General features: G+C 66.4%; 9 protein-coding genes and 1 pseudogene. 8 read left to right on the top strand and 2 right to left on the bottom strand.

Annotated features, from left to right (window positions below):
* Nucleotides 1-68: 68 nt before the first annotated feature.
* The 3 genes from AB0F15_RS38055 to AB0F15_RS38045 all read left to right on the top strand — a co-directional run bounded on the left by AB0F15_RS38055 (nucleotide 69) and on the right by AB0F15_RS38045 (nucleotide 3,630).
* Nucleotides 69-842, top strand: coding sequence for a hypothetical protein (locus AB0F15_RS38055; protein ID WP_360281453.1), 774 nt, complete (start codon nucleotides 69-71; stop codon nucleotides 840-842).
* A 752-nt stretch (nucleotides 843-1,594) separates the two neighbouring features.
* Nucleotides 1,595-2,296, top strand: a complete 702-nt coding sequence (locus AB0F15_RS38050) for a DUF6218 family protein (protein WP_360281451.1) — start codon at nucleotides 1,595-1,597, stop codon at nucleotides 2,294-2,296.
* Nucleotides 2,293-3,630: an exonuclease domain-containing protein gene (locus AB0F15_RS38045; RefSeq protein ID WP_360281449.1), complete on the top strand. Its 1,338-nt coding sequence runs from the start codon at nucleotides 2,293-2,295 to the stop codon at nucleotides 3,628-3,630. Before AB0F15_RS38050 ends, AB0F15_RS38045 begins: the two co-directional genes overlap by 4 nt.
* A gap of 309 nt (nucleotides 3,631-3,939) precedes the next feature.
* Here the strand turns inward: AB0F15_RS38045 and AB0F15_RS38040 are convergent, their stop codons facing one another.
* On the bottom strand, nucleotides 3,940-4,278 hold the full coding sequence (locus AB0F15_RS38040) for a hypothetical protein (protein WP_360281447.1): 339 nt from the start codon (nucleotides 4,276-4,278) through the stop codon (nucleotides 3,940-3,942).
* A gap of 182 nt (nucleotides 4,279-4,460) precedes the next feature.
* Between AB0F15_RS38040 and AB0F15_RS38035 the strand changes: the two genes are divergently transcribed.
* From AB0F15_RS38035 to AB0F15_RS38015, 5 genes are all read left to right on the top strand, one after another.
* On the top strand, nucleotides 4,461-5,048 hold the full coding sequence (locus tag AB0F15_RS38035; protein WP_360281445.1) for a hypothetical protein: 588 nt from the start codon (nucleotides 4,461-4,463) through the stop codon (nucleotides 5,046-5,048).
* A gap of 113 nt (nucleotides 5,049-5,161) precedes the next feature.
* Nucleotides 5,162-6,550 (top strand): hypothetical protein, encoded by a 1,389-nt coding sequence (locus tag AB0F15_RS38030; protein WP_360281443.1) that lies wholly within the window; start codon nucleotides 5,162-5,164, stop codon nucleotides 6,548-6,550.
* Nucleotides 6,551-6,765: 215 nt separating this feature from the next.
* Nucleotides 6,766-7,620, top strand: coding sequence for a hypothetical protein (locus tag AB0F15_RS38025; RefSeq protein WP_360281441.1), 855 nt, complete (start codon nucleotides 6,766-6,768; stop codon nucleotides 7,618-7,620).
* A gap of 16 nt (nucleotides 7,621-7,636) precedes the next feature.
* Nucleotides 7,637-11,833, top strand: coding sequence for a hypothetical protein (locus AB0F15_RS38020; protein ID WP_360281439.1), 4,197 nt, complete (start codon nucleotides 7,637-7,639; stop codon nucleotides 11,831-11,833).
* Between the two features lie 81 nt (nucleotides 11,834-11,914).
* Nucleotides 11,915-12,178, top strand: coding sequence for a hypothetical protein (locus AB0F15_RS38015; RefSeq protein WP_360281437.1), 264 nt, complete (start codon nucleotides 11,915-11,917; stop codon nucleotides 12,176-12,178).
* A gap of 100 nt (nucleotides 12,179-12,278) precedes the next feature.
* Here the strand turns inward: AB0F15_RS38015 and AB0F15_RS38010 are convergent.
* Nucleotides 12,279-13,241, bottom strand: a pseudogene (locus tag AB0F15_RS38010) (hypothetical protein); the annotation flags it as partial.

The raw sequence follows: 13,241 nt of genomic DNA, 5'->3' as shown, positions 1-13,241 counted from the left end.
CTGGAGCTGAACACTGTCGCGAAGTACCGGTCGTTCCTCGACACCCAGCTGCTGCCGCAGTGGAAGGCGTGGCCGCTGATCGCGATTTCAACGGCTACGTCGAGATTGAGCGGTGGCTGTCGGAGCTGCATGAGGACTATGCCGAGTCGTCGGTGGCCTCGTACTTCGCGTTGTTCTCGACCATCCTCAACGCCGCTGTGCGGGCCCGGATGATTCCGGCCAACCCGTGCAGCGGGGTCCGGGTGTCCAGCGGCGAGTTCGACACGGAGCGGTTGGTCGCCACGCCGGCGCAGGCGCTGCGGGCTGCGATGCGGCTCTACGAGCTCGGGCTGGGGAAGTCGGGATTCGTGCTGTGCCTGATGGATCTCTACACCGGCGCCCGTTGGGGTGAACTTGTCGGGCAGCAGCGGCACGAGTACGACTCCGAGAAGCGCGGCATCGAGATCCGCACTCCGCTGAAGGAGGTGGGCGGGAAGGTCTACAAAGGAGGCCGGAAGAGTGATCATCACGCGGATGGTCGTCAGCGGCCGCCGACGCGGCGCGGGAACTCCCGGCCCAAGAAGGGCCGGACCAAAACGCCTGCGGGCACGAGGTTCGTGGTCTTGCCGCCGGGGATCGCGGTGCTCTACGAGGAGTTGATGGACAGCCACCGTGAACCCTTCGTGCTGTGCACGCCGGAGGGGCATCCGTGGCGGCGGTCGAACTTCCGGATCCGGTTCTGGCGGCCTGCCTGGGACGGCGTGGAACCGGACGACGCCGGGGCGGGGCGGGGGAGCGGCGCCCGCCGATCCTGCCGACGTTCACCTTCCACGAGGGCCGGCACACCCACAGCACGTGGCTGACCGAGGACGGGATCCCGCAGGTCGCGCGGCGGGCGCGGCCGGGGCAAAAGATGAAGGGCATCGCGCGGGTCTACGACCACGTGACCCCGGCGATGGTGAATCAGATCCTGGACGCCCTGGAGGAACGCTGGCAGCGGTCGCTGGCGTCCTTGTACCCCGGGGAGCGCGCGAAACTGGTGTCCTGGTTCCCGCACCTGCGGTCCCGCCGGGCGATCGGGCCGGGTCCGGGGCCGTCGCCGGATCGTCGCCGACTGACAGCTAGAAGCCCTGCCTCTCCGGGGAGGGACAGGGCTTCTGACCTGCGAAAACATGTGGTGCGCGATACTGGGATTGAACCAGTGACCTCTTCCGTGTCAGGGAAGTGCAATACCTGGCTTGACCAGGTAAAACGCGTGCCGCCGCAGGTCGCGGGCTTCTGTTCCTCTCCCTAGGGGCAGCTTTGGTGCCGTTGCCTCGGTTTTCCGTCGCCGGGGAATCGCCGGAATCATCCAGGCGTCTTAAGCACGTGCGTCTCCGAAGGTCGCCATCACTGCCAGCCCTACACCCAGCACGGCGAACACGCCGGAGCTGAGGGTTCGCCAACACCGGCGTCAACCACGTCCAGCTCCTGTGCGCGGAGCTATCCGGCGTTCGTTCGCGATCACGTGTGTTCTCGTACCGCGTGCTCCAACTGTTACGCGGTGCGTGTGGTCGTCGTGTAACGCGTCGCTGCGCTCGGCGACTTGATGTTGTCGATAGAGGAGGTGATGGCGATGACCGCAGTGGATGATGGACAGAATGCTGAACTGACGCAACTGTTGGCCCCCGGAAGTGCCGTGCTGACAGTGGGCCGCGGCGACGACGACGTCGAGTCGCTGGCTGTCTGGCAAATCAGCGCCACCGGCGCGCCGACCGGCGCGTGGGTCGTGCCGTGCGCCGAGACGTTCGGTTCGCCGGTCGTCGCCCGACGCCTGTTGTCTGTCATTGAACGTCGCGCGGTCGCCATGGTGCAGGCCGAGCTGGTGGAGTCGTGGCTGGAGCAGCTGACTACGGCCGGCGGCATCGAGGCGAGTGTCGCCTGGTGGAAAGGCCAGTTGTTCTCGCCTGCTACGGCGTTTGCCGAGACCGTCGATCGGCGTCGTCGTTATGCGGCAACCGTTTCGGCCGCTCGGCAGGACAGCAAGTCGATCACTGCGCTCGAATGGGCGCACGACTTGCCCGACGACACACCCGTCGACGATTTCGCCGCGCTACAAGGTATCGCGGGAATCCGATGCGCTCCCGGGTCACCCGTTGTCTCCGATGTGCTGACGGTCGCGCGAACTCTCCGATGGCTTGTTTCGGTGTGGGCGGAAACGGAACAGGTCAAAAGTCGCCGTCGCTACGTCCGCGCCGAGCATGGTGACCCCGACCCGTTGCCACCGTCATGGCTGAAAGCGGTGCGGACCGCCAGTGCGACTCGGCTGCCGCTGTGAGCGCCGTGCGCGGCTACGCCGTCATCGACACCGAAACCACGGGGATCCTCACCGGCTGGCACCACCGCATCGCCGAGATCGCCGTGGTCCACGTCGACCCCGATGGCCAGATCACTGATGAGTGGTGGACGCTGGTCAACCCGGACCGCGATCTCGGTCCGCAAGCGGTACACGGTATCCGTGCGGCAGACGCGCGTCGGGCGCCACGGTTCGAGCAGCTGGCTGGCGACATCATCGATCGCCTGCGAGGTCGGGTGGTGGTCGCTCACAACTGGTCGTTCGACGCGATGCACCTGCGTGCCGAGTTCGCCCGGCTCGCCATCGATACTCCGTTCGAGCAACAGGCCGGACTGTGCACGATGCAGGCGGCCGGACGGGCGCGGCTGGGTGCGCGACGATCATTGATCGACTGCTGTGCGGCGGCCGGGTTGCAGCCACGCTCGTGGCACACCGCGCGTGACGATGCGATGGCCGCAGCTGATCTGCTCGGCTTTTTACTCCACCATGCGCCGGCCGCGGTGGCGGTCACCGCGGCTCACCTGGCTTCGACGACGTGGTCTTGGCCGATACTGCCGACCGGGACAGTGGCGCCCGTGCGAAGGACAGCGGTGGGAGAGGTCGAGCCGCACTTCCTCGCTCGGTTGGTCGAGCGGATGCCGCGTGATGGAGAGCCAGCGGTCGACGCGTACTTCGCGATGCTCGAAGACGCGCTGCTCGATCGGCAGATCTCGGCCACCGAAGGCGACATGCTCGTGGAGCTCGCGCATGATCTCGGTCTGCACAAGAACGAGGCCGTCGCGCTGCACCTGAGCTACCTGCGGGACCTGGCTCGTCAAGCCTGGGCCGACCAAGTCATCACCGAGAACGAACGCGACGACCTGCTGACCGTTGCCACGTTGCTCGGGCTGGACCCTGCCGTAGTCGAAAGCATCCTCGGCGATGAACGCGACGCCGCGGCCGCGTCTCAATCTTCGGTGCCGGTGGCGAAGGCCGGTGGGCTCCAGCTACGGCCAGGGGACAAGGTGGTCTTGACCGGGAGTATGAGGCGCGGGCGTGAGGAGATCGTCGCCCAGGCCGCGTCCGTCGGCATTCGCGTGACTGGTGCTGTCAGCCGGCAGACCCGCGTTGTCGCGGCGGCGGATCCCGACTCGCTTTCCGGTAAGGCGAAGAAAGCACGCGAACTCGGCGTTCCGGTGGTCTCAGAAGCCGCGTTCCTGCGGGTACTGGACCAGCTGACGGGCTATGTCCCGGACGTTGCGAGCGATCTAGGAGAGCTGTTTGGCCGCCCCGGTCGTCAAGGAGGCAGCGGCGAGCTCTCCTACACGATCCTGTGAAAACGAGCGTCCAAGCACGGTACGTCCCCGGCGACGTTGCGTGCGCGGCGGTTAACCGAGTTGAACCGGTGAGTAGCCGCCGCGGGTACCACGACGTGCAGTCCGAGCCCGCACTGCCGACTGGTGTCACCAGGCGGGCGCAATGTAACCATTGGATCGCGGCCGGACCCCTTCGAATGACCAGGTGCCCAGCGAACCAGAATCCTCAGTTCGCGAGAGTGTAACTCGCCTTGGTGACCGCAGCTGAAATAGCGCCAACCTGGTCGGCGGTGAGTCCGGCCGGGACCAGGGCCGGGTCGTAGGTGAGGGTCACGGTTGAGCGGCCCGGGCGAGGGATCCGTCCGTGATCTGGAGATCCACCGGGGTGCCCGCGGCCGTGGCGCCGCGCAGGGTGGCGTTCAGTCCCGGTGTCTCGGCCGGAGCGGGGATGAAGTCGACAGTCGTGCCCGGGGTCATCGCCCCCGCTGGGACGTCAATCGACGATGCCGCGTCCGTCGAAATGAACGTCGGTCCTTGCGCGGCCGGTTCTGCCGTTGCCGTGGCTGAGCCGTCACTGGTGAGTGCGCGGATTCCGAACGACGCGCCCACTGCGATCACGACGAGTGCGCTCACCGTGAGGAGCACGGTTCGCTTCGCCGGACGACGCATGGAAAACCCTCCGTGCCGATCTGTTGTGTGCTGTGTGCCGAGTCGGTGGGGGACACCGTTGCGTTACGACGTCCCCCGGATCCCAGCAGCGTCGTAACGCTCGTGGCCGCCGAGAAGACAGTGGGGGAGATCGGACGGTCACCCGCAGTCCGCTCACGACACCGGAGGGCTGAGGAGGACCTGTGGCGGCACCACCGAAGACCGCGCGTGGTCGCCGCCTTGTTGTGGTGCTGGTACTGGTCGTAGCGCTGATGGCCGGGGGAGTGACGGCCTGGCTGCTCAGTGGCCGGTCTCTGTCGGGCAGCTCGACCGCGGGAGAGGCGTTCCGTGACCTCGCCAGCGGGGTAAGCGTCGCCGACGGCGCGCCGACAACGCTAAAAGCGGTCTCCGACGATCACATCGCGAAGCCGCCATTCGCGGAAACCGAATCGCTGGGTGGAGTCGTGCACGTCACCTCGGACGGGGATCTTTCCCAGCCGGTCACGCTGTGGTTCGCGCTGAACCGGCCGGTCGAGGCCGCCGACGTGGTCATCGCGGTCAATCGGACGGGCGCAGCCGACGGCTCGGAGCTCATCACGCCGTCCAAAGTGGAAGGTGGGTTCGCCTTCGTCACGACGAACCACCCGTCGTGGTGGGATGGTCACTGGGATTCGGGAGGCGAGTTCGCGTGCGCCGGCGCTGTTGTCCGAGCGTTTGCAGGCGATCTGGGCCACGGCCAGCCGAACGGCGGAGCGGCAGAGCCCCTGAGAACTGCTCTTCGGGAGGTGTGACTGCGGTGCGGCGAATGATCCAATCGACATGGCGATGCCGGACTCATCGTGAGGCCAAGCGCAAGACTCTTACGCGTGCTGAGAAGGCACTTGTCAGCAGTGTCGAGCAAGGTGTGGAACTCGAGCTCGACAAGCGCTGCCGAAGTGCGGCGCTGGAGCTGCTGGACTGGGATGAGACGACCACGATCCGAGCGTGGGTCGTGCGTGACATCATGCGGGGAAGGCTCGCGGGAGCTGCTGACCCGCACGGGTTGCGGTTGTGCGGCGCTCGGATAGAGGGCCGGGTTGACCTCGAGAACATCGCCAGCGGTTTGTCGCTGGAACTCAGCCACTGCCTCTTGGGCGAAGGGTTGGTTGCTCGGGACGCGAAGCTCGGCGGCCTGTACTTGACGAGTTGCCGTCTCGAGCATCCCTCCGAGCCGGTGCTGGACGCCCAACGGCTGGTCACGTCCGGAATGGGACTGATAAAGACGATTGTGGAGGGTGACTGCCCTGACCCTGCTGTCGACGTCTCGGGTGGCCATTTCGGTTTGTTCGAATGTTCGGGTGCGAAGCTGCGCAACCCCGGTGGTGCCGCGCTAAATGCGGACGGCCTGAAGGTGGACCAGTACGTCCATCTGAAGCAAGGGTTCGAAGCCGTGGGGAGCGGTGACTTGGGCGCCGTGAGGCTTGTCGGGGCGCATTTCGGAACGCTGGACTTCCGCGATTCGAAGCTGTGCAACGAGTCGGGCGCCGGCCTCGAAGCCCGCAGTCTCACTGTTGAGCGGTACGCCTACCTCAGTGACAACTTCAGAATTGTCGGTGGCGGCGATCATGTCGCGTTGAGACTGACCGATGTCTGTATCGCCGGCGTCCTCGAGTTTTCGCCTGCGAAGCTCGAGCACCGCTCGGATTCCAGCGCGCGCATCGATGTGGACGGACTTGTCTACCCGCGCCTTCCTCGAGGTATCAGCCTGGACACATGGCTGAGTCTCCTGCGAGGCGGCACACGGTCTTATGCGGCGCAGCCGTACCAGCACCTCGCAGCTGTTTACCGTGCAGCGGGACATGAAGGTCAAACGAGGCGCATCCTCATGGGCCAGCGAGTGGATCAGATCGACCGTGGAGCTCTCACTAGCCGGGCTGAGCGAGTGTGGGCGCGGATCACGGGTTTGACGCTGGGGTACGGCTACCAGCCGTGGCGGGCACTGATCGGATTGGGCGCAGTGCTGGCGGTCGCTGTCACGCTGGCTGTGATACCCGGCAGTAGGGGCGGCCTGGCCCATCCTCCTCTCGTCGGCGGGACGCCGGTCACGGTGGATTGCACTGTCGCTGAGGAAGTCGGCGTCGGTCTGGACTTCGGTACGCCGCTGATCAACTCTGGAGCCCGGGCACGGTGTGAACCGACGAGCACTCCGAACGGCCAGATCCTGGCTTACTCCGGGTGGGTTCTGCGGTTGCTGGCTTGGAGCTTTGCGACTTTGTTCGTCGCTGGTTTCACAGGAGCGGTGCGGAAGACCTGACCCGGTGCCGCCGGTCGCGCAAGGGCGCGGCTTTCCTTTCCGGCGCGCGGCGATCACTGAGAATCATTTCCTACATGCTGCGACTGGGTCCGATCGTTATGCGGTCGTAGCCCGGATGGGCGTAGCACCTTGGAACTAACCGGCGATCTACTACGCATGTGGCAGCCAGGCCGCCCGGTCTGTGAAGGGCGGCGAATCCGTGAACGGGGGAGGACTTGGCCGCGATAGTGGGGGTTCACGGGATCGGCCAGCAGTACCGTGGCGAATCGACGATGCACAAGGATTGGCTGCCCGCGCTGCAGGACGGAGTTCGCCGCGCGGGGGTTTCCATCGAGCCGGACGACCTGCGCTGTGCCTTCTACGGTGACTTGTTCCGGGGTGAGGCACGCGTTCTCTCAGGTGACATGCCGCAGTACACCGCCGAAGATCTTGAAGAGGGGGTTGAGTTCGATCTCCTCGAGTTGTGGTGGGAGGGCGCCGCCGCGACCGACGAAGGAGTGGTCGGGCCGGACGCACGCACTCTCGCGCGGACTCCCCGGTCTGCTCAGCGAGCCCTTAACGCGTTGGCCGGCTCGCGCTTCTTCGCTGGGCTCGCGGAACGAGTGATGATCTCATCCCTGAAGCAGGTGCGGAAATACCTCACGGATGCGGAACTCCGTGAACGCGTGATCAGTAAGGTCGCTGAAGCGGTGGCAAGCGATACGCGCGTCCTCATCGGCCATTCGCTGGGATCTATCGTTGCGTATGAGGCCTTGTGTGCTCACCCGGAGTGGCCGGTCACGACCTTCGTCACCGTGGGATCGCCACTCGGGATCCGGAACCTGATCTTCGACAGACTGCGGCCGGCTCCGTCTTCCGGAATCGGTCATTGGCCCGGCTCTGTCGAGGGGTGGGCCAACGTCGCCGATGAGGGGGACGTGGTGGCCCTGGTGAAGGATCTCCGTCCGGTGTTCGGTCCGAACGTTCGATGCATGGTCGTGGATTGCGGCGCCCGAGCTCACGACGTGACTCGCTACCTCACCAGTGATGCCGTAGGCGAGGCAGTGGCGGCTGGTCTGCCGCATGGGTGATCGCGCACCCCGTCGAGTGCTGATCGCCACGGGCACAACGTCCTACCCCCACCGTCCCGATCTCGGCGGCCGGCCCGAGCTGGCGGACGAGGTGGAGCGAGTCAAGGCCATGTTGACAGCGGCGGACGGCGGCTTCGGTTACGAAACCGCGCCGGGTTTCAAAACCGGCATGCGCGCGGGGGAGCTGAAACAGCGGATCCGCGCGACCGTCGCCAGGGGTGACTTCGGCGCCGACGACTTCCTGATCTTCTACTATACCGGGCACGGCGAGATCGACGAAAGTGGCGAATTCGTGCTGCCGCTGTCGGACACCACTGACGACCTGGTGGGAACCGGGCTGTCTGTAAGTGAGCTCGCCAGATGGTTCCTGGTGGAGACCCGGGTGCAAAAACTGCTTGTCATCTTGGATACGTGCTACGCCGGCGCTGCCGGCAAGGACTTCGCGAAGCACAGCATTGATGCGCTGGGCCGCCTCCGAGGGGTGGCCCAGCGCCCTCACTTTGCGATCATATCCGCGACGAGGCCGCTGCAGCAGGCATTGCCCGGGACATTCACACAGGCGTTCGAGCGTGCGGTCCTGCACCGCGCGAGCGGAGGTCACGAACCGCGCTTCCTGCCGCTGGACGCGGTCGTCGACCTGATCAACGTAGACCCCGGCAAGGCGCCCTCCCAGCACGCCCAGCTGTTGAGCAGCGGTGAGGCCGTCGCCGGCTTCCTGCCCAATCCGAGGTTCAACACGTGGCTGCGGGGCCTCGACCTCCGCATGCAGCTGGACCACGAACAACGCAAGAAGCGCGAGCGCGAGTTCGTGGACCACGTCATGCCCAGAGCGCAGGGCCTCGACACACCGCAAGACGGCGTGTGGCTGTTCACCGGCCGCGTTGCCGCTCTTCGCGAGTTGAGTGACTGGCTGCACGATGTCGTCGGTGACGGGGAGAGCAGAGTCGTCACCGGTGATCCTGGTTCCGGCAAATCGGCGTTGCTTGCCCGGCTGACGGTCTTGGCTAGGCCGGAGCACCGCCAGAAGATCCCCAATCTCGATCAACTTCCGGCGGATACGATTCCGCCACGGGGCAGCATCGACGTCTTCATCCACGCCCGCGGGCTCACCGCGGACCAAGTGCTCGCCGGTCTCTGCGCGGAGGCCGGAGTCGAGGCGACGACTCCCGGCGAGCTGCTCGCCGCGCTGGGCGAGCGATCCCGGCCGTTCGTCGCGGTGATCGACGCGCTGGACGAGGCGACGGACCCTGACCAGCTCGCGGCTCGCGTGCTTGCGACCCTCCTGCGCGGGGCCCCGCATTCGCAGCTCCGCTTGATCCTGGGTACGCGAAGACATCTGGTCGACCGTCTCGGTGGTCACCCGAAGGTGCTGAACCTCGATTCCGAGGTGTATGCCGATCCGGCCAGCGTCACCGCGTACGTGCGGCGCTGTCTGCTCGATCTCGTACCCGGTTCGCCCTACGTCGATCAGGCGCCGGATCTCGTCGACGCTGTGTCGCAGGCGGTCGGGGACGCGGCGGGGAAGTCGTTCCTGGTCGCGTTAATCACCGGGCGAAGCCTTGCGCTGCAGCAGCGGATCCCCAATCCGTACGACGCTCGCTGGCGTGCCAGGTTGCCGCGGATGGCTTCTGAAGCCATGCGGCTCGACCTCGAGCTCCGGCTGGGTACCCAGGCGCCCCAGGCACGCGACTTGATGATGCCACTCGCCTACGCGCTGGGAAGTGGCCTGCCTTGGGAAGATATCTGGGCACCGCTGGCGTCTGCCATCGCCGAACGCGTCTACACGCTGTCGGATCTGGAGTGGCTCATCCGGCAAGCGGGCTTCTACATCGTAGAGGCGCTAGTCGCGAACCGTTCCGTGTATCGCCTGTACCACGAAGCGCTGGCGGAGTACCTGCGCTCCTGGGGAGACGAGACAGAGATCCAGCGCAAGATCGTCGAGTTCTGGATCGGGCGAACGCCATCGCGCAATGGCAGGCCAGATTGGGCGCTCGCGAGTTCATACGCTCGTCGCCACCTCGCCACCCATGCCACGGCGGCCGGCGTCTTTGACTCCCTTGTGGTCGATCCCGCATACCTACTGCACGCAGATCGTTCCCCGCTGCTTGCGGCCATGGCGTCGGCGCGCTCGCCGGAAGCGGTGGCCGCGGCGCAAGCGTACCGTCGGACGCTCAAACACCTTCGCGACAAACCTCCTGAGGAGCACGGAGCGTATCTGGAACTGGCCGCACGCTGTCACCGCTCGAGCCTTCTGGCCGAGGCGACGGCGAAGGCGTTCCCCGCTCGGCCGTGGCGCACGGTGTGGGCGCAGTGGGTGAGGCGGAGCCGGACGTCCGTCGTGCACGACCACACCGATCGGGTCACGTCGATCGCGACCGGCGAAGCCTATGACCATCCGGTCGTGGTCAGTGGCTCGATGGACGGAACTGTGCGGGTCTGGGATCTTGCGACAGGTATCTCGCAGGATGCCATTTACCGAGCTCACGACGGCGCGGTACGGGCCGTCGACTTGTTCCACCGTGACGGCGAGTCGTTCATCGCCAGCGGCGGTGACGACATGACCGTGCGGCTTTGGCATTTGGAATCGGGGCGGCCCCTGGGCGAGCCCCTCCTTGGTCATCGGCACCACGTCCGGGGTATCGCCGCCGGCGAGATTGACAACCGGCCGGTCGTCGTGTCGAGTTCGTACGACTACACCATCCGAATCTGGGACGTACTAGGCAGAACGGCGCTGGGTCAGCCGCTCACCGGCCACTCGGACAACATCACGGGCGTCGCGCTCGTCGACTCGGGCTGGCATCCACTGGTCATCAGCGGTTCGTTGGACGGCACGATCTGCGCCTGGGACGTCACGACACAGAAGCGGGTCATGAAGCGTCGGAACTGGAACGGGCTGCCGATCTACGCGATGTCGGTGCTGCAGCACGGCGACGCAGTCACCTTGACGGTCGCCAGCTCGGACGGATCGGTCTGTGCGATGGATCTCGTCACGGGGGAGCTGGTGGGCACGGTGGTGGACTGCCGGTTCAACCCGGTGCACGCCATCGCGTCTGCCGAGATCAACGGCAGTCTCATCGCGGTGTGCGGGCACAATGACCGCACCGTCCGGAGCTGGGACCTGACCTCCGGCAGTCCTTTTCGGGAGCCTTTCACCGGGCACGCGAAGAGCATCCACGCGGTCGCGGTCGGCCAGCTCGACGGTCAGCCGCTGGCGATCAGCGGGGGCGACGACGGCGCGGTGCAGGTGCACGACCTCGGATCACGCGGCGTGGACGCCACGGCGATCGGTGCTCACCTCCGCGGCATCAGGTGCGTCGAAATCGGCAGGCTGCGTGATCGGACTGTGGTGGTCAGCGGCAGTGACGATCGCACAATTCGCTTGTGGGACCTGCGAACGGGCGACCCGATCGGGCAGCCCATGAGCGGACACACGGCATCCGTGCGCGCCCTGGCGACGTACGGAAGCGGGATTGACGGACCGGTGGTGCTGGTCAGCGGAAGTGATGACGGCACGGTCCGGGTCTGGGACCTCGAAGCCGGCGTGCAGTTGCGCACTCTGCCGTTCGTACACGGTATTCCGGTTCGTGCGGTCGCCGCCGTCGACGTGGACGGCAATCTGGCCGTCGCGAGCGGAGCGCAGGACGATTCGGTGATGGTGTGGGACTTCGAAACGGGGCGCCGGCTGGCGAGTGTCCTGGTCGGCTACCTCTACCCGGTTCTCGTGGTGGCGATCGGGCGTGCGAGAGGCCGGGTGGCGACGCTGAAGTCGTACTGGGGCACAGAGGGAACACCTGTTCCTCTTTGGGGCCCCATCCGTGGAGCGTTCTCGGCGAAACAGAGCCAGGAAGACTCGGACCGCCTGATCACGTCGCTGGTGTCGGTCAGGGGAAAGTCCGTGGTTGCGTCCGGCGATGACGAGGGGACCCTGCGTATGTGGGCGCTGGGAGACGGACGCCGTGGGCTGTTCGGCCTCCGGCGCGGTACTTCCCTACGGTTGATCTCCGAGGTGGGTGGAGACAGTCCGATCACCGCCATCGCACACAGCGCCGAGCACGGGCTGGCCGTCGCTCGTTTGCACGTCGTCGAAGTCGCCGCCGATCGTGGCGCGCGACGAGTCATCCACCTCGACGCGGAGATCAGAGATCTGGCCTTCACGGATTTCGGGAGCCTGGTCGTCGGGACAGCGCAGGGCGTCGTCGTCCTGGATATCTGATGGTGTGGGGTTCCAGAAGTCGGTCCGCGCATCTGATCTGCGGCGACAGGCGTGTTAGACGGGCAGGCATGATCGCCAGCCATGGCGTTGCGTCTGCTCCATCTGATCTTTCTTCGGCTGGTGGGTCTGCTGGTGTTGCTCGGGCGCTCGTCGGCGTCCAAGGACGTCGAGTTGCTGGTGCAGCGCCACGAGGTCGCCGTGCTGCGCAGAGGCAACCCGAAACCTCGCCTGGAGTGGGCCGACCGGCCGTGGTCGCGGCGTTGGTCCGGCTGCTGCCCAAGACGCTACGAACACGCCGGCTGGTTACCGCGGGCACGATCCTGCGCTGGCACCGTCGACTGGTAGCCAAGAAATGGACCTATCCACACCGGCACGGGCGTCCACCCGTCGACGAGGCGATCGCCGGGCTGATCGAACAGATGGCCACAGAGAACCACAGCTGGGGCTACCAGAGGATCCAGGGTGAGCTGCTCAAGCTCGGACACCAGGTCGGCTCCTCGACGATCCGGCAGATCCTGAAGCGGGCACGCATACCTCCGGCGCCGGCCCGGCACACCGACACAACCTGGCGGCAGTTCTGCGTACACAGGCCTCGACGATGCTGGCCTGCGACTTCTTCCAGTGCCCCACGAGGCGCTATATGATCGAGTGGAGGTGAAAGGACTCCGCCGCTGGTCAGTCGTAGCTGGCCGGTGAAGCTGAGGGCAGTCGATACGTGGGAACGGGTCTGCGCCATCCGCGACACCTCGTACGGCAGCACACCCGTGAGCACGTCGAGCACGAGGCGCCGCCGCGTCGCGCCCGCGAGGGCTTTTTCGCGGCGCCAGGAGCGCTCGGGGTCGTCCTCGTCCATGAAGTGCTCGATGAGCGGCTCGGCGACCACCCGGTACGGGTTCAGGATCCCGGGCTGGGCGTTGAGCAGGTTGATCGGCCGCGCGAACGGCCGCAGCTCCGGCAGGTCGCACAGCCGCGACAGCGGCCCGGACGGGTCGAGGATCGTCCAGTTCGCCCCCGCCCGCAGGGTCTTGTAGACGATGCCACCGCCGAGGAACGACTTACCACCACCCAGACCCGCCACCATGGCCGTCAGGCCGGAGCCGTCGCGGATCTCCTGGGCCATCCACGGGTCCCAGGCCACCGGGCGGCGGGTCGCCGTGCACGTTTCGCCGAGCAGGATGCCGCGGCGGTCGCCGACCTCCGCGGTCGCCGTCGGGACCGCCGAGGACGCCCAGACCACCGAGCCGCGGCGCATGTACGCCGCCGAGGCCAGCGGCTCGCCCGGGATGAACTCCCGGGCCATCGCGTACTGGGCCTCGGGGTGCTCGATGGCGATCTTCGGCTTGTACAGGTCGAGCAGCTGCTGGGCCAGGCGCAGCGCGTCGCGCTCGGTCGGGCCGGACACCGCCAG

It is taken from the genome of Amycolatopsis sp. NPDC026612, assembly GCF_040638285.1.
GTDB lineage: Bacteria > Actinomycetota > Actinomycetes > Mycobacteriales > Pseudonocardiaceae > Amycolatopsis.
Note: the sequence above shows the minus strand (reverse complement) of the source record. Positions and strands in the feature narration are given on the sequence as shown.

Bases quoted from the DNA above. Each gene is read 5' to 3' on its own strand.
- AB0F15_RS38050 (WP_360281451.1), top strand. From the start codon at position 1,595: ATGACCGCAGTGGATGATGGACAGAATGCTGAACTGACGCAACTGTTG.
- AB0F15_RS38040 (WP_360281447.1), bottom strand. From the start codon at position 4,278: ATGCGTCGTCCGGCGAAGCGAACCGTGCTCCTCACGGTGAGCGCACTC.
- AB0F15_RS38015 (WP_360281437.1), top strand. From the start codon at position 11,915: ATGGCGTTGCGTCTGCTCCATCTGATCTTTCTTCGGCTGGTGGGTCTG.